At 44.8% G+C, this 20,519-nt stretch carries 25 protein-coding genes; 17 read left to right on the top strand and 8 right to left on the bottom strand.

Annotation, left to right across the window (positions count from 1 at the left end):
- Positions 1-171: 171 nt before the first annotated feature.
- The 6 genes from EIZ58_RS03955 (at position 172) to EIZ58_RS03980 (ending at position 4,213) form a co-directional block, all read left to right on the top strand.
- The gene (locus EIZ58_RS03955) at positions 172-483 is read left to right on the top strand and encodes a hypothetical protein (RefSeq protein ID WP_134699202.1); all 312 of its coding nucleotides are present in this window, start codon (positions 172-174) and stop codon (positions 481-483) included.
- Between the two features lie 84 nt (positions 484-567).
- Positions 568-825 (top strand): HPr family phosphocarrier protein, encoded by a 258-nt coding sequence (locus EIZ58_RS03960; protein ID WP_134699203.1) that lies wholly within the window; start codon positions 568-570, stop codon positions 823-825.
- Between the two features lie 25 nt (positions 826-850).
- On the top strand, positions 851-1,240 hold the full coding sequence (locus EIZ58_RS03965; protein ID WP_134699204.1) for a hypothetical protein: 390 nt from the start codon (positions 851-853) through the stop codon (positions 1,238-1,240).
- Positions 1,241-1,362: 122 nt separating this feature from the next.
- On the top strand, positions 1,363-2,325 hold the full coding sequence (locus tag EIZ58_RS03970; RefSeq protein ID WP_205672106.1) for a hydroxymethylglutaryl-CoA lyase: 963 nt from the start codon (positions 1,363-1,365) through the stop codon (positions 2,323-2,325).
- 58 nt (positions 2,326-2,383) lie between these two features.
- Complete coding sequence (locus tag EIZ58_RS03975; RefSeq protein ID WP_134699205.1) at positions 2,384-3,259, top strand: LysR family transcriptional regulator; 876 nt, start codon at positions 2,384-2,386, stop codon at positions 3,257-3,259.
- A gap of 120 nt (positions 3,260-3,379) precedes the next feature.
- Positions 3,380-4,213 (top strand): sugar phosphate isomerase/epimerase family protein, encoded by an 834-nt coding sequence (locus EIZ58_RS03980; RefSeq protein ID WP_134699206.1) that lies wholly within the window; start codon positions 3,380-3,382, stop codon positions 4,211-4,213.
- A 109-nt stretch (positions 4,214-4,322) separates the two neighbouring features.
- On the opposite strand, the gene EIZ58_RS03985 is transcribed toward EIZ58_RS03980, so the two are convergent.
- The gene (locus tag EIZ58_RS03985; protein WP_134699207.1) at positions 4,323-5,336 is read right to left on the bottom strand and encodes a DUF1646 family protein; all 1,014 of its coding nucleotides are present in this window, start codon (positions 5,334-5,336) and stop codon (positions 4,323-4,325) included.
- 157 nt (positions 5,337-5,493) lie between these two features.
- Between EIZ58_RS03985 and EIZ58_RS03990 the strand changes: the two genes are divergently transcribed.
- Positions 5,494-6,303: an undecaprenyl-diphosphate phosphatase gene (locus tag EIZ58_RS03990; RefSeq protein WP_134699208.1), complete on the top strand. Its 810-nt coding sequence runs from the start codon at positions 5,494-5,496 to the stop codon at positions 6,301-6,303.
- 45 nt (positions 6,304-6,348) lie between these two features.
- Here the strand turns inward: EIZ58_RS03990 and EIZ58_RS03995 are convergent, their stop codons facing one another.
- On the bottom strand, positions 6,349-8,418 hold the full coding sequence (locus tag EIZ58_RS03995) for a cation:proton antiporter (protein WP_134699209.1): 2,070 nt from the start codon (positions 8,416-8,418) through the stop codon (positions 6,349-6,351).
- A 145-nt stretch (positions 8,419-8,563) separates the two neighbouring features.
- Between EIZ58_RS03995 and EIZ58_RS04000 the strand changes: the two genes are divergently transcribed.
- Positions 8,564-8,842, top strand: a complete 279-nt coding sequence (locus EIZ58_RS04000; RefSeq protein WP_134699210.1) for a hypothetical protein — start codon at positions 8,564-8,566, stop codon at positions 8,840-8,842.
- Between the two features lie 62 nt (positions 8,843-8,904).
- Here EIZ58_RS04000 and EIZ58_RS04005 read toward each other — a convergent pair whose 3' ends face one another.
- On the bottom strand, positions 8,905-10,029 hold the full coding sequence (locus EIZ58_RS04005; protein WP_134699211.1) for an NAD(P)/FAD-dependent oxidoreductase: 1,125 nt from the start codon (positions 10,027-10,029) through the stop codon (positions 8,905-8,907).
- Positions 10,030-10,128: 99 nt separating this feature from the next.
- Between EIZ58_RS04005 and uvsE the strand changes: the two genes are divergently transcribed.
- A complete protein-coding gene (gene uvsE / locus EIZ58_RS04010; RefSeq protein ID WP_167577477.1) occupies positions 10,129-11,022 on the top strand; it encodes a UV DNA damage repair endonuclease UvsE in 894 nt (297 codons plus the stop codon).
- Positions 11,023-11,493: 471 nt separating this feature from the next.
- Here the strand turns inward: uvsE and EIZ58_RS33050 are convergent, their stop codons facing one another.
- Positions 11,494-11,637 (bottom strand): hypothetical protein, encoded by a 144-nt coding sequence (locus tag EIZ58_RS33050; RefSeq protein ID WP_167577478.1) that lies wholly within the window; start codon positions 11,635-11,637, stop codon positions 11,494-11,496.
- 217 nt (positions 11,638-11,854) lie between these two features.
- Positions 11,855-12,019, bottom strand: a complete 165-nt coding sequence (locus EIZ58_RS33055; protein ID WP_167577479.1) for a hypothetical protein — start codon at positions 12,017-12,019, stop codon at positions 11,855-11,857.
- 171 nt (positions 12,020-12,190) lie between these two features.
- On the opposite strand from EIZ58_RS33055, the gene EIZ58_RS04015 reads away from it, so the two are divergent.
- Together EIZ58_RS04015 and EIZ58_RS04020 are read left to right on the top strand one after the other, a co-directional pair.
- The gene (locus tag EIZ58_RS04015; RefSeq protein WP_167577529.1) at positions 12,191-13,630 is read left to right on the top strand and encodes an MDR family MFS transporter; all 1,440 of its coding nucleotides are present in this window, start codon (positions 12,191-12,193) and stop codon (positions 13,628-13,630) included.
- Between the two features lie 19 nt (positions 13,631-13,649).
- Positions 13,650-14,651, top strand: a complete 1,002-nt coding sequence (locus EIZ58_RS04020) for a Gfo/Idh/MocA family protein (RefSeq protein ID WP_134699213.1) — start codon at positions 13,650-13,652, stop codon at positions 14,649-14,651.
- Here EIZ58_RS04020 and EIZ58_RS04025 read toward each other — a convergent pair.
- Complete coding sequence (locus EIZ58_RS04025) at positions 14,648-15,643, bottom strand: LacI family DNA-binding transcriptional regulator (protein ID WP_134699214.1); 996 nt, start codon at positions 15,641-15,643, stop codon at positions 14,648-14,650. The genes EIZ58_RS04020 and EIZ58_RS04025 overlap by 4 nt on opposite strands.
- 140 nt (positions 15,644-15,783) lie before the next feature.
- Here EIZ58_RS04025 and EIZ58_RS04030 point away from each other — a divergent pair, with 140 nt between their 5' ends.
- Both EIZ58_RS04030 and EIZ58_RS04035 read left to right on the top strand, forming a co-directional pair.
- Positions 15,784-16,725: a sugar kinase gene (locus EIZ58_RS04030; RefSeq protein WP_134699215.1), complete on the top strand. Its 942-nt coding sequence runs from the start codon at positions 15,784-15,786 to the stop codon at positions 16,723-16,725.
- A 15-nt stretch (positions 16,726-16,740) separates the two neighbouring features.
- Positions 16,741-17,394, top strand: coding sequence for a bifunctional 4-hydroxy-2-oxoglutarate aldolase/2-dehydro-3-deoxy-phosphogluconate aldolase (locus EIZ58_RS04035; protein WP_134699632.1), 654 nt, complete (start codon positions 16,741-16,743; stop codon positions 17,392-17,394).
- Positions 17,395-17,435: 41 nt separating this feature from the next.
- On the opposite strand, the gene EIZ58_RS04040 is transcribed toward EIZ58_RS04035, so the two are convergent.
- Positions 17,436-17,762, bottom strand: a complete 327-nt coding sequence (locus tag EIZ58_RS04040) for a hypothetical protein (RefSeq protein ID WP_134699216.1) — start codon at positions 17,760-17,762, stop codon at positions 17,436-17,438.
- Positions 17,763-17,914: 152 nt separating this feature from the next.
- Positions 17,915-18,049: a hypothetical protein gene (locus EIZ58_RS34765; RefSeq protein ID WP_255438182.1), complete on the bottom strand. Its 135-nt coding sequence runs from the start codon at positions 18,047-18,049 to the stop codon at positions 17,915-17,917.
- 299 nt (positions 18,050-18,348) lie between these two features.
- Here EIZ58_RS34765 and gvpA point away from each other — a divergent pair, with 299 nt between their 5' ends.
- The 4 genes from gvpA (at position 18,349) to EIZ58_RS04060 (ending at position 20,515) form a co-directional block, all read left to right on the top strand.
- Positions 18,349-18,573, top strand: coding sequence for a gas vesicle structural protein GvpA (gvpA, locus tag EIZ58_RS04045; RefSeq protein WP_134699217.1), 225 nt, complete (start codon positions 18,349-18,351; stop codon positions 18,571-18,573).
- Between the two features lie 72 nt (positions 18,574-18,645).
- The gene (gvpN, locus tag EIZ58_RS04050) at positions 18,646-19,539 is read left to right on the top strand and encodes a gas vesicle protein GvpN (RefSeq protein ID WP_134699218.1); all 894 of its coding nucleotides are present in this window, start codon (positions 18,646-18,648) and stop codon (positions 19,537-19,539) included.
- On the top strand, positions 19,536-20,291 hold the full coding sequence (locus tag EIZ58_RS04055) for a GvpL/GvpF family gas vesicle protein (protein ID WP_134699219.1): 756 nt from the start codon (positions 19,536-19,538) through the stop codon (positions 20,289-20,291). Before gvpN ends, EIZ58_RS04055 begins: the two co-directional genes overlap by 4 nt.
- Entirely contained in the window at positions 20,288-20,515 is a 228-nt protein-coding gene (locus EIZ58_RS04060; RefSeq protein ID WP_134699220.1) for a gas vesicle protein GvpG, read from the top strand. Before EIZ58_RS04055 ends, EIZ58_RS04060 begins: the two co-directional genes overlap by 4 nt.
- Positions 20,516-20,519 lie beyond the last annotated feature (4 nt).

The following is a 20,519-nucleotide window of genomic DNA, read 5'->3' on the forward strand; positions in this document are numbered from 1 at the left end:
AGTGGATAGAAGTGAAGCGGACAACAGGTACCTTATTTGGTGAGTATCTGGCTTTCTTCTGCCTTTTTCTTACAAATAACGTACTCCATGTCCGAAAGCATCTCTGATTTGCTGTTCTAAGAGGAAATAAGGAACTATATGTCCGCTAATCCCGAAGAGAAGGAGGTAACGATGAAAGACCAAGTAATGCCACATCTAAATGATTTACTCGCACAGTGGAAAAAAATGCAAAGTGCAGATATATTGGAGGACGCTGAGGATTCGGCTACACTATTTGAATACAAGTTTTACCAGTTTATTGAAGTTTTCCGCAAGTGGTTTCACTCTTTAGATGACATGGCCACTTTAGATGAAGCTTTGGCCCATGCAGAAATTAACCGAATTGTAGAACTCCTCCCGCCGCCGCTCTATATACCTTTCGAGAATGAACTAGATTTGATGGTTTCAGGCGACTCTCAGGAAAATGACGAAAAGTATGATTGAGCTGAACTTTTCTCATAGTTGTCTACTAGGGATAATTGAATTAAAATATTGGATATGAAAGATAAACATGATGGAGGAGAATCTATGATTCAGAAGGAAATTACGGTTAACCTAAAGCAAGGTCTACATGCAAGGCCGGCGACTCGCTTTGTGAAGCAAGCGGCAGCTTTCGGTAGTCAAATTCAGATTATTAAGAAAGACCAAAAGGCCGATGCAAAAAGTATCCTTGGCATTATGTCGATGGCAGTAAGCAGAGGCGAGACCATTACGCTGACTGCTGATGGGGAAGATGAACAGGAAGCAATCAAGGCGCTCGAACAAATTTTGTTAGAAGAAGAATAGAATAAAAGAAAAGGATGGTCGTATCATGAGTTTCCTAAGAACAGTAACGGGTATCTGGCGAACTTCAGAGGAAACAAAGGAAGATCACCAAGATCCAAACCTAAAAACACCCTATTATACGATTCGTTTCGAACAGATGATGGATACCGTGATTGAAACGATCAATAGAGACTTAAATGGTTGGCAGGTTATACATAAGGATCGAGAACGCGGAGAGATCATGGCTGAGAAAAAGCTCATGGTGGGTAGAAGCGATTTGATGATTACGGTTTACCCGATTCCTCCGGGTAAATCAGCCGTTGATGTGGTTGCGTCGATTAACGGGGTTCCAGGGGATCTGGGCCTTAGCTATCGACAGATCGTTGAGTTCAAAAAAGCACTGAAAAAAAGGGTAGGACCAGAACGTACAGAGTAACATGCCGAGAGACTATTGTGTATCGATAGTCTCTTTTTTCAATTGACAAAAATTAAGGAAAATATGTATAATAGCGTTATTATCATTATTAGATCGATCTAATAACTTGGAGGGATCACCAAATGGAAATTGGAAAGATGACTTGGCCGGACAAAGTAACGATCTGTGAAGTGGGCTTGCGCGACGGACTTCAGAATGAAAAGAAAATCCTAAGTGTGGAAGAAAAACTTGAGCTCTTAGATATGGTCGTCGACTCTGGGGTTAAGGTGATTGAGATCGGCTCTTTCGTTCATCCTCGTGCAATCCCTCAAATGGCGGATACAGATAAAGTAGTTGAGCGCATGAAACGAGTGGAGGGAGTGGAGTATCGAGCTCTTATTCCTAATCTTAAAGGTTTGGAACGGGCACATGCTGCGGGCTTAACGAAAGCGAAGCTGACGGTTTCCGTTAGTGAATCTCACTGCATTAATAACTTTAATCAAACTCCTTTAGAAATGATGGCTGGCTTTGGTCCTTGCGTGGAGTATGCTGCCAAGCATAATATTAACGTTTCGGGGGCATTGTCCTCAGCATGGGGCTGTGCGTTTGAGGGTAAGATTCCGGTTGAGCAACTAGAAAAAATTGTTCGTGAGTTTTTAAGACTAGGGATTAAGGAGTTGTCCCTATCAGATGCTACGGGTATGGCCAACCCTCGTCAGATCTACGAAGTAAGCCGCCATATGATCGAAACCTTCCCAGAGGTAAGCTGGGTGCTGCATTTCCACAACACGAGGGGGATGGCTTTAAGTAATATCGTAGCGGGGCTACAAGCGGGCATCACTACGTTTGATGGTGCGTTTGGCGGATTGGGAGGATGCCCTTATATTCCTGGAGCGGCGGGGAATGTGCCCACCGAGGATGTGATCAACATGCTTCACGACATGGGCATCGATACTGGAGTAGATTTGTCCAAAGCTATGGCGACAGCGAGAAGAGCACAAGAGCTAGTTGAGCGTGAAGTACCAAGCTTTGTGCTAAAGGCAGGACGTTGTTCGGATCTGACAACTGAAAAAGCAAAACGCCAGAACAATAAAGTAACTAACTAAGCTGATAACTGATGCCCTCCGATTGGAGGGCATTTCGAATACAAGGGGGGATACAAACATGGAGTGGCAGCAGCTTGAATACTTTCAAACCTTGGCAAAGATCAAAAACTTTACCAAAGCAGCTGAAGAATTGGCGCTTACTCAGTCTGCTCTCAGCCGGTCCATAGCCAAGCTAGAAGACGAGCTAGGCGTGCCCTTATTTGAACGGAAGACGCGCGGAGTGACCCTGAACCAGTATGGGGAAGTGTTTCTGCAATACGTTAATCGGGCTATGGAAGAAATTACGTTAGCCAAGCAAGAACTCAAAGACCTAATTGATCCTCTCAACGGGGTGATATCTCTGGCCTTTATTCATACGCTTGGTTCCAGCTACGTGCCTGAGTTAATCAGCGCCTTTCGGGTACAGTATCCAGGCATCCAATTTCAGTTAGTCCAGGATTCTACGAAGAAAATTATGGCTCAGCTCGAATCCGGAGAGATCGACCTTGGATTTTGTTCTCCCAATAAGCCTTATGAAAATATGGAGTCTGTTCCCATTGTGGATGAAGAGTTGTTTATGATTGTGCCAAAAGATCACCGATTAGCCAATGAAGAACAAGTAGAGCTACAAGAAGTTGCACGAGAGCCTTTCGTCGCCTATAAGCGTGAAAGCGGTCTTCGCGATGTCATTGACCATTTGTGTCAAGAAGCTGGATTTGAGCCTCATGTAGCTTTTGAAGGGGTGGGAGATGCGACGATCGCCGGTTTTGTTGCAGCTGGTTTTGGTGTAGCTTTGATTCCATTTATTCCCGGGCTTGATATGAATAAAATCTCCCTTCTCCATGTTTCAGAGCCTCAATGTAGACGCAGGATTGATATGACTTGGAGAAGCGACCGATATATGTCACCTGCCGTATCGCACTTTAAAAAATTTATTGAAAATAGATTTGAGTAAACCAAAGATTCATTCCCTTTATGCATTACTCCAATGACTTATCCTCATTTCAAATCGTGGAAGAGAGGAGCTATACTTATAGTAATAGATCGATCTAATTCGGTGAACGGGGGAATGAATATGACCAGATTATTTTCTTTAGCAAACCTTACGGTGCTTGGATGTCCGCCCGATGAGCAAACCTATATTGCTGCAAGAACTGGTTATGATTTTGTAAGTTTGCGCCCTATTTATATGGGCCTGCCAGGTGAGCCGAATTTTTCATTGTCTGACAATAAGGTACTCATGCGCAAAACCAAAACAGCCCTTGCTGAAACCGGTGTAAAGCTGCTGGATATTGAGTTGGCGCGGATCACAGATAGCATCGATCCCAAGCAGTATGAGCCGTCCTTTGAGGTAGCTGCAGAACTCGGTGGCCGACATGTATTGAGCAGCATTTGGACGGATGATCGTACGTGTTACATGGAGCGTTTTGCCCAGCTTTGCGATCTGGCTAAGCCTTATGGCTTGACGGTCGAACTTGAATTCGTACCGATTGCAAGCGTATATAATCTGGAAGGGGCCTTAGATGTCCTTCGTACAGTGAAAAAGGAAAATGCCGGTTTAATGATTGATGTTCATCATTTTGACCGCTCAAGAGATAAAGAGGAAGCTTTGGATCAGGTTCCACGCGAATGGTTCCGCTTTCTTCACCTTTGTGATGCTCCTGCCGCAATTCCTGCTTCCAAGGAGGAAATGACCCGTATTCTAAGGGAAGAGCGCTTGTATTTAGGAGAAAAGGAGGGGATTGATGTGGCGTCCATCATCAACCGCATCCCAGAGGTTCCATGTTCAATCGAGCTTCCTCATCTTAAGCGAGTTCAAGCATTAGGGTACGAGGAATTTGCTAGACGCTGTTTACAATCCGCAAAGGATTATATAGATGCACATACGTTGAGTGTTTGTGCTAGTTAATGAATAGAAAGACGTAGTGAAAGGAAATCCTTCACTACGTCTTATTATTTATCCGACCATGATATGAATACCATACGCCAAGCTAATGCTTGGTGACCTGTTTTTGTTTTTACCACAGAAAAATAAGGAAATAAATAACCATCACCAGTAGACCTAACGGCACCCCAAATTGGGCCCATTCTTTGCTGCTAATCTTTAATTTACCTGCGACGATGATATTGGGGATATTGCCTGGGATTAACATCCCGCCGCTAATGAGCAGACCAATGAGAATGGATTGGATCGTCTTATGATCCAATACAGGGCTAATTTCCGCTGCAGCTAAGGTCGCATTGTCCAGTACCGCCGAAATCATATTAATCCAGTAAAGAAGGTTCGAATCCAGTCCAAGCAGATATAGCCTGATTAAAGGTTCGAATCCCGCACCCAAAAAGGTAAGACCTGCAACGAAAAAATAGATTTTAAGGGATCGTATAAAAATATCTTCATACGTCTCCCGATTCTGTTCCTTGTTGGATTTTCCCTGTCCCCGTCTTGGAGGTTGTACAAGAACAGCAGCCAAAATACCGAAGGTAATGAGAGAAAGAATTACCTCGGGACCGACTAATCGGATAAGAAAGAAAAAGTCTTCATTAAGCTTGCTAATGGCTATAGTAGAAAGAGGTTCGCCTATAGGGGTCAACGCGGCTCCCAGACCGATCGAAAAGCAGCCCAATACGACGAACCGCACTTCGGAAGAACGTTCAAACCGTAGAGCGTTAGCGATTAAAACCAACACAAGAGCCGCGATGATCGCAGTGATAATACTGGATACTAAGCCCAGAAAGACGATAACCAAGGCGGTAAATACTCGAGCGGGCATCATTCGTCTAATACTCGAGATCGCATTCTCCAACGGGGTCTGAAACCATCTGAATAATAGACCGGCAATTAATACAGCAACTGAAATATAAATAGGGTCGAAGGCCGCTTTGAGAAATAAGGTGGGATTGAGCACCGCACTGACGATGGCGGCAAGTACCCCCATGACAAACAAAAAAAGTTCAAGATGATGTTCCACTACTTTGAGTGATAAAGGCAAGAACAAGACAAGGAGGAATATTATTACCAATCCGATGACCATGGTTAATCTTCTCCATCAGCGTATTATCCCACTCCGCTAGAATGGAACGTTATATTTATATGATCGAGGTGGGACAATCTTTCCTTTCGATTACAATTCGACTATAGTAGTACTATTGTACAAATAGAAGGTTGGTTGGAGAGGGTGGAATTTTCACGTGTGGGAAATAGTCGTGGCCATCATTTTAGGCGTTGTCGAGGGTTTAACGGAGTTTGCGCCTGTATCATCAACAGGACATATGATTATTGTCGACGATCTCTTTTTGCAATCCAAGCTCTTATTTTCTGAAGAGGTAGCCAATACGTTCAAAGTAGTTATTCAACTAGGCTCAATTCTAGCCGTTGTTATTGTCTATAAGCAACGTTTCAGAGAACTGCTGGGGCTTAAAGATCGTTCAGGACCATCTAGGCTGAAGTTGGAGACGATAGTAGTTGGTTTGCTCCCAGCTATAATCCTTGGATTCTTGTTTGAAGACTTTATCGATGAGTATTTATTTTCTATCCACACCGTTATCTTTGGATTAGTAATAGGGGCGCTGTTGATGATCGCTGCTGACCGTTTTCGACCTGTTCAACCCAAAGTTACAAATGTTGACCAAGTCAGCTACAAGCAAGCTTTCGCAATAGGGTTATTTCAATGTCTAGCCTTGTGGCCCGGCTTTTCCCGTTCTGGATCTACGATATCCGGTGGGGTCATTCTTGGATTGAGCCATCGGGCATCTGCTGACTTTACCTTTATCATGGCTGTACCCATTATGTTGGGAGCTAGTGCACTCTCGCTTTTAAAGCATTGGGAACATTTCACATTCGACACGGTGCCTTTTTTCTTAGCTGGTTTCATTAGCGCTTTTATCTTTGCGCTCATTTCGATCCGTTTTTTCCTTAATCTAATTAACAGAATTAAGCTTGTTCCTTTTGCTCTTTACCGGATCGCTCTTGCAGGACTTTTATATTTCTTGGTTAGCTAAATTACGCAAAAAGCTACTCTGCCTAAGAGTAGCTTTTTGCTAATGCTATTGGTAAAAATCTCGTCTCAACAGAACTTCCTTGGGCAGGCCCGTACCCGAGGTTCCCCGTTCGTCTGTTTCTCGTTCTTCCATAGGGTAATAGATAATGAAGCTATTTATTTTTTTCTTTGCGAGCTTCTTGGGCAGTTCCTCAAGCTCTGGATGCCAAGCCACGGTTCCAGCTCGTGCGCTTATTACGATGATAAGGTTGTCAGGATTAGGAAGGATGAAATCTTGGGTGTAAAGAGATTTCCAGCCGGGTACATATTCGATATGAGTAGGAGGCTGGTTTTTATTTTGCGATAAGTAATCCTCAAAGTCCTGTATTTTCTCCTCCATTGTCAAGCAATGCAGGGAGGCACCAAGTTCGACAGCCATGGCTTGAAGTCGAGCAAGAGATTCTCTAAAGCCATAGGCATAACGCACTCCTTTTGGAAATACCGCAAGGATTCGTTTTATTGTGGTAAGTGGATGATCTAACTTAGCGATCAGGACGGTTTGGGTAGTTTGATCCACGAATTGGTCTAATACGCTGCCAAATATTCGATGAGGCGTGGAAAGCTCAGCATTCCACCCCGCGATAATCGTTGTAATTCTTTCTTCCGTTACCGCTCTTACGATTCCATTGGCGATATTATGATCTACTCGGGTTAAAAGCTTAATGGGCACATCAGCGCCTGAGGCGTATTGCATAGCATGACCTAGTAGCTTCTCCGCGTTTTCGACTTTTCCTTCGACTCGTGAGGAACGGCTTTTGACGACGGATAGAGGATAGAGAGGTTGGTCTTGGCTGGAATGGTGGCGCAAGATAAAGGCGAGATCAAGTAAAGCTTCCATAGAGCGAGGAGATGTAATCGGAATCATAATTCTTTCAGGGGCCTCCGATTTGGTGTAAGGCTTTTGCTCTTCCTGGAAGGAGATTTTTCTCCCGAGTTTTTCTACCAGATAGGGACCTAGAATACACGTAATCAAAATTTTAATGATCACGGCATTAACAGTGGCTTGATCCAATAATCCCGTATTATAGCCTACTAAAGTAGCAGCAAGGGTAGCTGCAGCTTGCGGAATGGTTAGACCAAAGGTAATATGCAACTCATCCCGGCTATAGTTGTAGATTTTGTACGCAACCCAAGAGGCAAGATATTTTCCGATGATGACCCCAGATAAGATGAGAAAGGTTAAGAGCCAGGCTTTAGGACTGCCAAATAGTACTTTCAAGTCCATGAGCATCCCGACGGAGAGTAGGAAGAAAGGGATAAATAGGGCGTTTGCCGTGAATCGAATACGATTCATCAACGGTCCATGGCTAAATACAAGACGATTTAAGGCTAAGCCAGCTAAAAATGCGCCGATAATCGGTTGAACTCCTGCCACAATTGCAAGAAAAGCAGAAAGGAATAGCATGACGATCACAAACGTAAAGATGGTAGATCCATCTTGTGTCGTGTTCCGAAAAAACCATTTGGTTAGCAGGGGAACACCCACCGTGATCACGGCAACAAACAGAGTTAATGAAAGGAACAAAGTGAGAAGAAAGCCCCAGGTTAGGTTTCCGTTGGCAGCACCAGTGATCAAGGCAAGGGCAATGAGCGCTAAGGTATCGGTAAGCAGTGTTCCTCCGACAGCCGTTGTTACCGCCTTATTCTTAGACACCCCTAGCCGACTCGCGATCGGATAACCCAGTAAGGTGTGGGAGCCTAATATCGAGCCGAGCAAAATCGAGGCGGCGAGACTGTAGTCGAGCGTCAGCCCAATTCCCGTTCCGATTAAGAGAGGGAACATGAAAGACATGAGCCCAAACCATATACTGCGGTCACGATATTTTCGGAATCCGTCGATATCCATTTCTAATCCAGCGATAAAAATAATAAATAATAATCCGACCGTCCCAAGCAGTTCAATCGTAGCATCTCGTTGAAGCAGTCCGAATCCATGTGGTCCGATCACAATCCCGGCAAGTATGGGACCAATGATCCCAGGTATTTTCAGTGGCCGCATCAACATTGGAGTCAAAAGGAAAATGGTCATAGCTAAAGCAAAAATGATAACAGGGTGCTCTAGCGGAAGATCAAACAACTGGTTCCACCCCTCTCTAAAGCTTGGTTGTGTTGGACCATTCCTTTCATTCTATGGGGCAGGCCGGGTGAATACGACACTTGATGAATAGTTGAGTAGAAATCAATAATACTAAGCCTTAAAAACCAAGGAAAGGAAAGAGACGATGACTCAGCAGTTCAATGGACAAATTCTGCAGGGACTATGGGATAATGGCAGCCAGGAGCTTACTGTCTCTCGCATCAAGAGCGTAACTACGCAATCGGTTTGGGATGGCCATCAGATTAGAGAGATGTCCAATCAAGTTTCTAAGGCGCTGGAATTAGGGGAAGAACATATGATTGTTACCTTACGAGATGCTGTTCCCCTGGTTTTAGATCCAGATGAAATGCGTAATTTAAACGAAGATATTCATCAAATTCTGCAATTAACGAGCCGAGGATAAATGGTTTTTAGAAAGATAAAGAGGGATCTTCCCACCTGTTAGGGCTGGGGACCCTCTTTTCCCTACGATGTAATTTCTAAGGCTCCTCCGACGTCATACAATCCTAATTCAATGTCTAACTCCAGTCCTAAAGCAAGCTTAGCAAGTTGGTACCCTAAAAAAGGACCCATGGTTAGACCGGATGCTCCCAAGCCGTTAGCTACGAGAATGCCATCCCAACCTGGCAAGGCCCCGATAACGGGGAGAAAACCCGGAGTGAACGGGCGAAAACCCACTCTTGCTTCTAAAAAAGTGCTATCTGCTAAACCCGGAGCTGCATCTAGTGCATTGCTGAGCACTTCTTGGAGACCACCTGGTGTAATTCGGGTATCGAATGCCTCGATATCCTCGTGAGTTGCCCCAACAACCACTCTTTGATCCTCAAACGCCAACAAATATTGGCTGCCCGGAGGCATGACCACAGGCCAATGGTCTGTCTCGGTGTGGGGCAATTCTAAGTGGATAATTTGTGCTTTTTGGTAGGTAACTTGAAACTGGATACCTAACGGTTGAAGTAGAGGCTTTGCCCAGGCACCAGCGCAAGCAATAACGGTATCTGCGTCGAATACGTCCTCTCCCACCTTCACGCCAGTTACCTGCCGGTCTCGGTATTCAAGGCTAGCATCTCCTTGTATAAAAGTAGCTCCTGCTTTTTGAGCAGCACGCAGAAGAGCGTTGCAGAGTGCCCGGCCGTCCACTCGTGCAGCTCCTTCAACCCATAACCCTGTATATTTAGTTGCGAGAGGAGGGAATAGGGGACTGATGTCTTCTACTTGAAGTGGTGTAATGGTCCCAATCTCTGGCGCGTCCTCCTTGCGCAGAAGTGTTCGTTTTTGCATTTTGAGCAGCTTATCTGGGTCTTCGTGGAGAGCTAGCGCACCTACGCGGGCATACCCCGTATAGGTTTCCCCTGCTCGTTCAAGCTCCTCTACTAAGCCCGGATAGAACCGCGCCCCAGCCTTTGCCAGTTGGTACCAGGCTTGATTGCGCCGCTGGGAAATCCAGGGGCAAATAATTCCTGCAGCCGCATCCGTGGCTTGTCCTTTTTCTCTGCGATCAACAATAGTGACGGAGGCCCCCCGTTTGGCTAATTGATAGGCAGTAGAAGCCCCTAAGATGCCTGCGCCAATGATAATAAATGTAGGCATGAGATGATGATGTCCTTTTCTATATACTTTTGTTCTATAATATACTGATTGGTTACTATACTCAAACCAGGTAGCAATCCGGAAAATGAGGTGTACCTTGTGAGGCTAGGCTACGCAAGTATTAATTTATCGATCCCAAGCAAGTTTCGTACATGCAGGCTGCAAACGGTGGAAACCGAAGGCGTGGAAAAAGTCAAGGAGCTGACCCTGCATAATCTGGGAGAGGTTCTTAAAATTGTGAAGTGGAACATTGAACACGGTATTGGATTATACCGGGTAACCAGCAATCTTGTACCTTTTGGCAGTCACCCTATCCACTCCTGGAGATGGTGGGAGGATTCTGAAGTACTAGAGATTGCGGCTGAGATTAAACAGCTTAAAAGCCAGCACCAACTCCGCCTAACCGTCCACCCAGGCCAATTTACCCTACTGACAACGCCTAACGCTGAGGTATTGCAACGCTCTATCTGGGACTTGGAGTACCATGCAAGATTAATGGAATTACTGGATGGCGATGTGATTGTTTTGCACGTTGGGGGCGCGTATGGCGATAAAGAAGCGGCGAAAAAGAGATTTCTTCACCACTATCGTGAGCTGGATCCTAGCATTCTGAAGCTCCTTTGTCTAGAAAACGATGACAAAACCTATAATCTTCAGGATGTGGTGGAGGTTAGTTATGGGCACTCGCCACCCATTCCAATCATCTTTGATATCCACCACCACCGGTGCAACCCCTCAAGTCTGCCACTTACTGAGCTGCTGCCGAAGGTCATACAGTCTTGGGGACACGTGAGAAGACCTAAAGTCCATATCAGCTCCGGAAAAACCTCTCCGACGGATACAGCGCATCATGATTTCGTCTTCGAAGAAGACCTTGATGAGCTGCTCGCTGTGATGGGGGATCATTCATTCGATGTGATGCTTGAATCGAAGAAGAAGGATATTTCTTGTTTGAGGATCTTGAAGCATTTAGGGCGGGTGAAAGGGGAGTGAAAGAGCTCAGCGAGGGCATGAAAACGGTGGGCCGTTCAAATGGGGACGTCATCGGAGCGGAATGAGGGCATGAAAACGGTGGGGAGCTCTGATGGGGGCTTTAAAGAAATGAAGTATTCAAATCCCGTGTAGGAGTATGATACCTCGAACCCGCCTCAGATCCAAAATGAAGTAATCATAGCCTGGGTATGATACCTCGAACCCGCCTCAGATCCAAAATGGAGTAATCATAGCCTGCGTTTTGATACCTCGAACCCGCCTCAGATCCAAAATGAAGTAATCATAGCCTGGGTATGATACCTCGAACCCGCCTCAGATCCAAAATGGAGTAATCATAGCCTGCGTTTTGATACCTCGAACCAGCCTCAGTTCCAAAATGGAGTAATCATAGCCTGCGTTTTGATACCTCGAACCAGCCTCAGTTCCAAAATGGAGTAATCATAGCCTGCGTTTTGATACCTCGAACCAGCCTCAGTTCCAAAATGGAGTAATCATAGCCTGCGTTTTGATACCTCGAACCAGCCTCAGTTCCAAAATGGAGTAATCATAGGCTGCGGATGATACCTCAAACCCGCCCCGGTTCAGGGCACGAACCACGGTCTTTCGGTACCTCATCCGCCCGGTTCAGGGCACGAACCACGGTCTTTCGGTACCTCATCCGAGCGAACCGCCCGGTTCAGGGCACGAACCGCGGTCTTTCGGTACCTCATCCGAGGGATCCGCCCGGTTCAGGGCACGAACCGCGGTCTTTCGGCACCTCATCCGAGCGATCCGCCCGGTTCAGGGCACGAACCGCGGTCATTCGGTACCCTAAGCCCTCGTGTGATACCTATTATTTCCGATCTCGAGGCTGAATCCCTTTTACATGGTTTCCTTCCCCTGTATGACCATGCTGATAAAAGGGGATGCGGATCATATCGTCCTGTGACATCTCGATTTCAAAGGATTCATCGTCGCTTGCGGATGCATCTAAGTCCCACTCTTCTTCATTAACCATAATATCCCTCCTTGTCATATCTTAGTTTGGCCTGTAAGAATCAGGCATATCCAAACTGTAAACACCATTGATCCGAAGAAGCCAAAGTTTTATACTAAAGGGCATGGTTGTTTTTAGGAGAGAGGAGAAAGAAAAGTGGAAAACCAAATAGATACAAAAGATAACGGTGGGATGTTTGGCAACAAACAAACCCTGATTGTGATTATAGTGATGATTCTTGGTGTGTTTGTGGCCATTTTGAATGAAACGTTGCTTAATGTGGCAATGCCTAAAATTATGGATGAAGTAGGGATTGCTCCTGGGCAGGCGCAGTGGCTAACGACAGGATTTTTACTTGTGATCGGGGTGCTTATCCCTGTGACTGCTTATCTTATTCAACGTTTTACAACTCGGACTCTGTTTTTGTCAGCGATGGGATTATTTACGGTGGGTACCTTAGTAGCTGGGATTTCCCCGGGTTTTGCTACGTTATTGTTAGGAAGGATGCTTCAAGCTGCAGGAACGGGTTTGATGTTTCCATTGTTAACGAACGTGGTGTTTGCTCTTGTCCCTCTTCATAAACGAGGATCAGCGATGGGAACGATTGGGATTGTGATCACGTTTGCCCCGGCGATAGGGCCTACATTGTCAGGAATTATTGTGGAACATTATAGCTGGAGAGTTCTTTTTTATGGAGTGTTGCCGATTGCCTTATTTGTTATCGCTTTTGCCTATAAGAAGCTCGAAAATGTAACGGAGACGACAAGACCTAGGATAGATTTATTATCTCTTTCTTTATCTACGCTCGGTTTCGGGGGCATCGTGTATGGATTCAGCAGTGCAGGGGAGGGGCATGGTGGCTGGTCGAGCGCCGGCGTTATTCTTCCGATCTGTATCGGAGTGGTAGCTTTAGCCTTGTTTACATGGAGACAGTTGACATTAGAGCAACCATTGCTGGATTTGCGGACCTTTAAGTATGGAGTATTTCGCATTTCAACGATGATAATGATGATCGTCATGATGGCTATGTTCTCGGCCATGATGCTTTTGCCAATTTTCCTGCAGAATGCTTTGTCTTATAGTCCGCTGGAAGCGGGATTAGTTATGCTGCCAGGCGGCATTGTGATGGGGATCATGTCTCCCATTACGGGTCGTTTATTTGATAAATTTGGTGCAAAGTGGCTAGCGATTGTCGGTTTGGGGTTAATGGGGATTACTTTATCTCAGTTCGCATTTATCACCGTGTCGACATCGTATAACTTTATCCTGGTCCTTAATACCCTGTTTATGCTAGGAATTTCCATGATCATGATGCCGGTTATGACAAATGCTCTAAACGAGTTGCCGCCACCGTTGTACCCGCATGGAACGGCAATTATCAGTACGCTTCAACAGGTGTCGGGAGCGGTTGGGACTGCGTTGCTTGTCACCATCATGACAACAGGTGCACGAACTTTCTTGGAGAAGGCGGGCAGCAACACCGAAAACGCGCCCGTATTAGCGATGATGGCGGGTATGAAAAGCGCCTTTTTAGTGGCCTTTGGATTGGTGGCGATAGCGTGGGTTGCGTCGTTCTTTATCAAACGATCTAACCCAGCCAAAACAGAAGGGGTTCAGGTCGCGGTTCACTAAATTGTAAAGGGAGTCTAACATGGTGCGCTTTGGGCTGATTGGTACAAATAAAATAACCGAAGATTTTATAAAAGCAGCAAGCCAGATTGATGCTTTCTCGTTAACAGCTGTTTATTCTCGAACACAAGAACGCGCGCTGGAATTTGCTCACCAGTATGGAATTGCACATACTTTTACAAATCTTGAGGCCATGGCAACAAGTCACGAGATAGACGCTGTTTATATTGCCAGTCCCAATTCTTATCATGCGCAACAGGCAGTCCTTTGCATGAACCATGGAAAGCATGTTCTATGCGAAAAGCCTATGGCATCCAATGCAGCTGAGCTGAGCCGGATGGTTGAAGCGGCTAAACGAAATAAAGTATTGTTGATGGAAGCGATGAAACCCACGCTTGTACCGAATTTCCACGTGATCAGACAAAACTTGCATAAAATTGGGCCTGTCCGCCGGAGTGTCATTCACTACTCCCAGTATTCGTCCCGCTATGATGCATTCAAGGCGGGGGCAATGCCCAATGCGTTCAACCCTATTTTTTCAAATGGGGCGCTTATGGATATCGGTGTGTATGGTGTATACTCCACTGTTTTGTTGTTCGGCAAGCCCAAGAAGGTTCATGCGAATGCCTTTATGCTTGGATCTGGGGTTGATGGGGAAGGTAGTATCCTTCTCAAATATGATGACATGGAATCGGTTATCATGTATTCTAAGATTACCCATTCTTTTTTGCCTTGTGAAATCCAAGGAGAAAAGGGAAACATAATCTTTGATAAAGTCAATGTGCCTGGGAAGGTAGAAATACTCTACCGAGATGGGACAAAAGAAGATCTAACTGTTCCTCAAGAGCCACACTCCATGGTCTATGAGACCCGGGAGTTTGTAGAACTCATTAATCAAGGCGAACTGGAATCTCGTGTGAACTCTCAAACTCATTCCATGATCGTAATGGAGATTATGGATGAGGTTAGAAAACAAATAGGGTTAGTGTATGCGGCGGATATAAGCCTAGTCGAGGAAGACTAGGCTTTTCTTCTACCAACTGACTCCCGTTCGACCAATTCAATGTCGATTTCAGTAAAGTAAGGCAGTTCCTTTGGATCCTGAATCATTGTTAAAATGGTCTCAACAATTTGCTGGGCGATGACTTTTACGGGTGCCCCGACAGCTGTGATTGATGGCTCAAAGCTAGCCATCTGTGGGAGGTTATCATAGCTTACGAGAGACAACTCTTCTGGAATTCGAATTCCCAACTCTTTTGCCGCTCTCATGATACCTAGTGTGATATCGTAGCTTCCGCTAATGATTGCGGTAGGTTGAAAGGAAGAGTTTAATAACCGTGTAAAAGCTGCGTAGCCCTTATTAGGGCTATTTCCCTCCGTATTGATCGTCATCTCGGGATGTGTTGTAAGGCCAAAATGCATGACACCCTGGCTAAACCCGATAAACTTCTCCTGTTGGGTGATATCGGTTTGGGATAAGTCCCCGATGTAGGCCACCTTCTGGTGTCCTTTTTCAGCTAAATGCTGGACCGAAACGAAAATGGCTTTTCTCCGGTTGACATCAATGGTGGGGTAAACCGATAGGTTTGATCTCCCGTAAAATAAGAGTGGTACAGGGGAAGACAGGATATCCGTGCTTCTCTCTACAGTGTTGTCTTCTCGAAAGACAAGAATTCCGTCTACCTGGAAACGATTAAAGATAGAGACAGCAGATTCAACTGGATTGATTGATAAAAGGGTATGATAAGAAAGCTGTTCTAGCTGATCATTAATCATGGTCACTAAAGTAGACCAGGCTTGACGTTCAATGGTGGGCCAAGCGATACCGATAATATGACTTTTCTTGGATACAAGCCTCTTCGCAGCGAGGTTGGGCTGATACCCGAGCTGTTTGGCTACGCTTAGTATTTTCTCTTTTGTTTTCGGTTGTACTAAGGGGCTGTCGTTTAAAGCTTTAGATACGGTTGAATAGCTTACACCGGCCAGGCGAGCAATGTCTTTTATTGTAATACTCATAGGGTGCCTCCGCGAACAAAGTAATAATTACATTTTAAACGATTTCATCGCTAAATAAAATAATCAATATAAAGTATTGAAAAATCGGGATTTCTTCTTTATATTTAAGAATAATAACGTTGTTAATTAGGGGGTTGCGAATGGACGTTGTAACAATAGGAGAGACCATGGTTCTCTTTGTACCCAATAATGTTGGACCTTTGCGCTTTGCCAGTCAATTTGAGAAAACCGTAGGAGGAGCAGAGTCGAACGTAATGATCGCTCTTTCTCGTCTAGGACATGAAACAGGCTGGATTAGCCGACTCGGTGAAGATGAGTTTGGCTTGTATATCCGTCAGTTCATTCGGGGGGAAGGGATAGACATTTCCCGTGTAACTTATGATACGGCTTATCCGACTGCCGTTTTCTTTAAGGAGCGCCAAGCCGCACAAGACCCTAAGATCTACTTTTACCGTAAAGGGTCCGCTGCTAGCCAAATGACGCCGGAAATGCTCGATGAAGCTTATATTGCTCAAGCGAAAATTCTGCATTTGACAGGCATACTTCCTGCCCTGAGTCCATCCTGCAGGGAAACGGCTTACCGGGCCATTGAGATCGCGAGGAAGCATGGGCTTAAAGTGGTATTTGATCCTAACATTCGCCTGAAGCTATGGAGTAAAGAAGAGGCAAAGGAAGTGCTGATGGACTTGGCTAGCCGCTGCGATATCGTGATGCCGGGCATCGAGGAAGGAGAAATCCTGACAGGTGAGACCGAGCCGGAACGTATTGCTGCAGCCTTATTGCGCAATGGAGCACAGGCTGTGGTGTTAAAGCTAGGAGAACAGGGAGCGTTCTATGCCACTCCTGAACAGCAAGAGTATGTAGCTGGCTACCCGGTTAAACAGATCGTGGATACCGTAGGGGCTGGAGATGGCTTTGCTGCGGGTTTTCTTTCGGGACTTCTGCGCGGTTGGTCTTATACGGAGGCTGTTCGCCTCGGAAACCGGATCGGAGCCTTTGCTTTAACCGTACCAGGAGATGTTGAAGGATATCCGTTTTGGTCACAAGTGGATCCGAATGCAAAAGCACAAATTTTAAGATAACGGGAGGAATGAATGATGTTTGAGAAATTAGTCAATCTACAGAAGCTTTTAGAAAGTGGTGTTGTAGCGGTTATCCGAAAGGTGCCTTTAGAGAGCATGGAGCAAGTGGGGCTGGCTTTAGTAGAAGGTGGTGTAACGGCACTGGAAATCACTGTGGATCATCCAGATTCTTTCGCAGCCATTCAAACGCTTTCTCGCACGCTGAAAGGTCGAGCCATTGTGGGTGCAGGGACGGTATTAGACAGCGAGTCCGCTCGTTTAGCCATTCAGCAGGGGGCGGAATTTGTCTTTAGTCCTAGCTTACACCCGGATGTGATCCGTACGGCGTTACGCTACGGAAAAATTGTAGTTCCAGGCGTGATGACACCAACGGAAATGATCCAAGCGATGGAGCTTGGTGCGGACATGGTCAAGGTCTTCCCAGCAACAGGTTTAGGTGTCAAGTACATTAAAGACGTCAAAGGCCCTTTTGCTCATATTCCAATTATCCCAACAGGCGGAGTGAACTTAGAAAATGTGGCGTCCTTTATTGATGCAGGCGTTGTTGCGGTAGGCGTGGGCGGAAATCTTGTCAATGCCAAGGCGATTGCTGCCGGTGATTTTGCTTCGATTACAGAAACGGCCAAGCAATATGTTCAAGCGATTCAGGAAGCGCGTAAAAATCTATAAGGATAAAAAAGCCAAACCACTCAAGGTTTGGCTTTTTTAATCTAGGAATATCTGCGTTGCCTACTAGTGGTTATTGTTTTTCTTAGCTCCTGAATTAGATTTCGAAGCTCTTCGTTTTGCTTCTTGATTTCTTGTAATTCTAACTTTAGATAGAGTACCTCATGGAGAAGAGAATTCATAGGATTAGGTTCTTCTACTGGCTTCTTTTCCGTGCTGGTGCCAAGCTTCATAAGCTCTGATACGGTGCTTTTAACCTTATCTTCCATTAAAAGATTCGTAGCAAGCTTCATAATGCCATTGATATCAACGGGTTTTTCATTCTTAATTAGTTCATTTACGGTATCCTTAAACTCTTGTTCATTTTTCATTATTGGATTCACCTCCTGATGATGTTAGTGTATGGTAACGCCGTTTATATCGTTTTAGCCTGAAATTAAAATCAACTACTACCTACCATAAGAAAAGTCCCATAGAAGATGAGCTAGGTTCTCCTATGGGAATCTATCAAACTTCGGTTTTATTAAGCGATGCCCAACAGTTCTCGAATACAGCCTACTATCGTTTCACGCTGCTCTGGCGTACCAAGAAGTACGGCTACAAGTAAAGCTACCAGGAGCAGAAGCACAAGTACAATGGTCACAAGATTAATGTCCATGGTGTTCCTCCTTTCTGGTGTAACAATAGTTTTAGGGTTATCCCTTATACTAATCTATGAAATGGAGAATAGACATGTTCTAAGCAAAAGTCCTATTTTCTAGTAAAAATAAAAAATCAGCTAGTTTCATAGAGTTTCATCAAGAATAGTAGACGGTCATAACGTCTAGTTCAAACTCCTGTTACGTGACATATAGTAAAGTATACTGTCCAAGGTCACACCAAGTGACACCTAGCCCATCTTGAGAATACGATAATTCTATATCCCCTTGGTCAGAACCGGTGAAAGGGGGGAAAAGAATGGCCTCCATTCAAAAAAGTGTGGACTCGTCGAGTTTAGCGGAAGTTGTTGATCGAATTCTTGATAAGGGTGTCGTCATTGATGTTTGGGCGCGCGTATCCTTGGTGGGAATTGAACTTCTTACAGTTGAGGCTCGAGTCGTCATTGCAAGTGTGGATTGTTGGCTTAAGTATGCGGAAGCAGTGGGTCTGCTTACACCTGAGCCTGAAACAGAAACAGTTTAATATCCAAAGAGCCAAGGCTATGGGAAGCCTTGGCTTTCATTTCTTATTTTTTCGGAAGGAGAATAGAGCAAGGTGAGTAGCTTATTTATTCAAACTCCTTTTTTCAAGGCCATAACGGACCGGTCACTTCAATATCTTGCCGCCGGTTTTCCGATTCACTTTGTTGGGCCAACGGGTGTTGGCAAAACAAGCCTTGCCATCTATATTGCGGAGCAGCTAGAGCGCCCGGTGACAATCATTCGGGGAAACGACGAATTGACCAACAAGGATTTACTTGGTGGAAACTATGGAGTGTCTAAAAAGGAAACAATAGATAATTATATCCATTCCGTCCTAAAAAAAGAGCAGGAAATCAAGCCTTTGTGGATTCATGGAAAATTAACAGAAGCAGTCAAGAAGGGTCACACTCTAATTATTGATGAATTTACCCGTTCAAGGCCTGAAACGAACAATATATTTCTTTCCGTCTTAGAAGAGAAAGTACTACCTCTTTATGGAAACCCCACGGAGTCCCACATTCCAGTACATCCCCAATTTAAAGCCATATTCACAAGTAATCCCGAAGAGTATGCAGGTGTTCATCAGACGCAGGATGCTCTGCTTGACCGTTTAATTACAATCGATTTAGATTACTGCGATTTAGAGACCGAGGTGGAAATTATTAGACATAAGACGGAATTAAGTTTAGAAGAAGTCCAATTTATTGCAGCTATTGTTTCTAAAATTCGTACTGCCTGTATGGAAGAGAATAAGCAAGGTCCAAGTATTCGAACTTCTCTTATGATAGCGACGATTGCCAAGAAGTCTAAGATAACGATTCACCCGAAAGACGAGCAATTTCGTATGTTATGCACAGATATGCTTTGGGTACCCATGGCCCGTTCTCATCAGCATATGGATAAATTATCAATCAAGAGATATATCCTCCAACAGCTTAATCGGATAAAGAAAGGAAGAGTAAAATGAGCGAGATACCCGGTATCTATGTTTTTTGTGCTTTTCAGGCTGATGTTCCGGAAGCCTTTGGCACAGCCATATTGAATGGCAATGAAACCCCCGTTTTTAGCCTTCGATACAAAGACATTGCGTTAGCGGTCTGTCAAGTTGACCAGGAAGTCTTGCCGACCAGAGAAAATTTAATGGCTCATCAGAAAGTCATAGCTAAAGTGATGGAAAAGCATGCCGTGGTACCCATGAGTTTCGGGAATGTTTTTCATGATGAAAAGAATGCGCTTTATATAACAGAGCATCTTTACGAACAACTTCGAGAGTTGTTGCCTCATTTAGAGAATAAAATCGAGGTTGGATTAAAAATAGTGGCAGAGGAGCACTGGTTGCAAGAAGAATGGCAAAAGGATCCCACATTTAAAAAATGGAGTGGCAAAGGAACGCTACAGTCTGCTGGGGCATTTTATGACAGAATCACAATGGGGGAACTGGCGCAAAAGTTTTTCCTGTCTCTTCGAAGCAAGGTGGAGACAGACATTTATGTTCCCTTATCGGTACTTGCTGAATCTTCAAAGCTAAACGATGTACTTTCTGAAAAAATGCTCCTCAATGCTGCTTTCCTCATTGATCGCAATTTAGAAAAGGAATTTGATGAAAAAGTTAATAGTCTATTTGAGGAGTGGGAGGGCAAAGTGGTTTTTAAGTATAGTGGGCCTTGGCCCGCCTACAATTTTGTTAATATACGGCTCAAAATAGAAGGTAGCTCATGATACACAAACTTTTTACGTTACCGATACGGGCACTACTTGTTCTTGGTGAAAAAGTTCAAGAGGAAGCAGAGAATGAGTTATATAACATTCAAAAACTGCAGCAACAACTGATCCAACTGCATATGATGTACGAAAACGGGGAAATCGCCCAGAACTTATATCAACAAAAGGAACAAGAGTTGCTTCAGAGATATAAAAAGGCGAAAGATCGGGAAAAGTCATAGGGAG

It is taken from the genome of Ammoniphilus sp. YIM 78166, assembly GCF_004522215.1.
GTDB lineage: Bacteria > Bacillota > Bacilli > Aneurinibacillales > RAOX-1 > YIM-78166.

Bases quoted from the DNA above. Each gene is read 5' to 3' on its own strand.
- EIZ58_RS03970 (WP_205672106.1), top strand. From the start codon at position 1,363: ATGGAAATTGGAAAGATGACTTGGCCGGACAAAGTAACGATCTGTGAA.
- EIZ58_RS04025 (WP_134699214.1), bottom strand. From the start codon at position 15,643: ATGAGTATTACAATAAAAGACATTGCTCGCCTGGCCGGTGTAAGCTAT.
- EIZ58_RS03965 (WP_134699204.1), top strand. From the start codon at position 851: ATGAGTTTCCTAAGAACAGTAACGGGTATCTGGCGAACTTCAGAGGAA.
- EIZ58_RS04015 (WP_167577529.1), top strand. From the start codon at position 12,191: ATGTTTGGCAACAAACAAACCCTGATTGTGATTATAGTGATGATTCTT.
- EIZ58_RS03955 (WP_134699202.1), top strand. From the start codon at position 172: ATGAAAGACCAAGTAATGCCACATCTAAATGATTTACTCGCACAGTGG.
- gvpA (WP_134699217.1), top strand. From the start codon at position 18,349: ATGGCCTCCATTCAAAAAAGTGTGGACTCGTCGAGTTTAGCGGAAGTT.
- EIZ58_RS33055 (WP_167577479.1), bottom strand. From the start codon at position 12,019: ATGGTTAATGAAGAAGAGTGGGACTTAGATGCATCCGCAAGCGACGAT.
- EIZ58_RS04060 (WP_134699220.1), top strand. From the start codon at position 20,288: ATGATACACAAACTTTTTACGTTACCGATACGGGCACTACTTGTTCTT.
- EIZ58_RS33050 (WP_167577478.1), bottom strand. From the start codon at position 11,637: ATGAGGTACCGAAAGACCGTGGTTCGTGCCCTGAACCGGGGCGGGTTT.
- EIZ58_RS03985 (WP_134699207.1), bottom strand. From the start codon at position 5,336: ATGGTCATCGGATTGGTAATAATATTCCTCCTTGTCTTGTTCTTGCCT.
- EIZ58_RS04005 (WP_134699211.1), bottom strand. From the start codon at position 10,029: ATGCCTACATTTATTATCATTGGCGCAGGCATCTTAGGGGCTTCTACT.
- EIZ58_RS04000 (WP_134699210.1), top strand. From the start codon at position 8,564: ATGACTCAGCAGTTCAATGGACAAATTCTGCAGGGACTATGGGATAAT.
- EIZ58_RS04030 (WP_134699215.1), top strand. From the start codon at position 15,784: ATGGACGTTGTAACAATAGGAGAGACCATGGTTCTCTTTGTACCCAAT.
- EIZ58_RS04035 (WP_134699632.1), top strand. From the start codon at position 16,741: ATGTTTGAGAAATTAGTCAATCTACAGAAGCTTTTAGAAAGTGGTGTT.
- EIZ58_RS03960 (WP_134699203.1), top strand. From the start codon at position 568: ATGATTCAGAAGGAAATTACGGTTAACCTAAAGCAAGGTCTACATGCA.
- EIZ58_RS03980 (WP_134699206.1), top strand. From the start codon at position 3,380: ATGACCAGATTATTTTCTTTAGCAAACCTTACGGTGCTTGGATGTCCG.
- EIZ58_RS04040 (WP_134699216.1), bottom strand. From the start codon at position 17,762: ATGAAAAATGAACAAGAGTTTAAGGATACCGTAAATGAACTAATTAAG.
- EIZ58_RS04055 (WP_134699219.1), top strand. From the start codon at position 19,536: ATGAGCGAGATACCCGGTATCTATGTTTTTTGTGCTTTTCAGGCTGAT.
- EIZ58_RS04020 (WP_134699213.1), top strand. From the start codon at position 13,650: ATGGTGCGCTTTGGGCTGATTGGTACAAATAAAATAACCGAAGATTTT.
- EIZ58_RS34765 (WP_255438182.1), bottom strand. From the start codon at position 18,049: ATGGACATTAATCTTGTGACCATTGTACTTGTGCTTCTGCTCCTGGTA.
- EIZ58_RS03975 (WP_134699205.1), top strand. From the start codon at position 2,384: ATGGAGTGGCAGCAGCTTGAATACTTTCAAACCTTGGCAAAGATCAAA.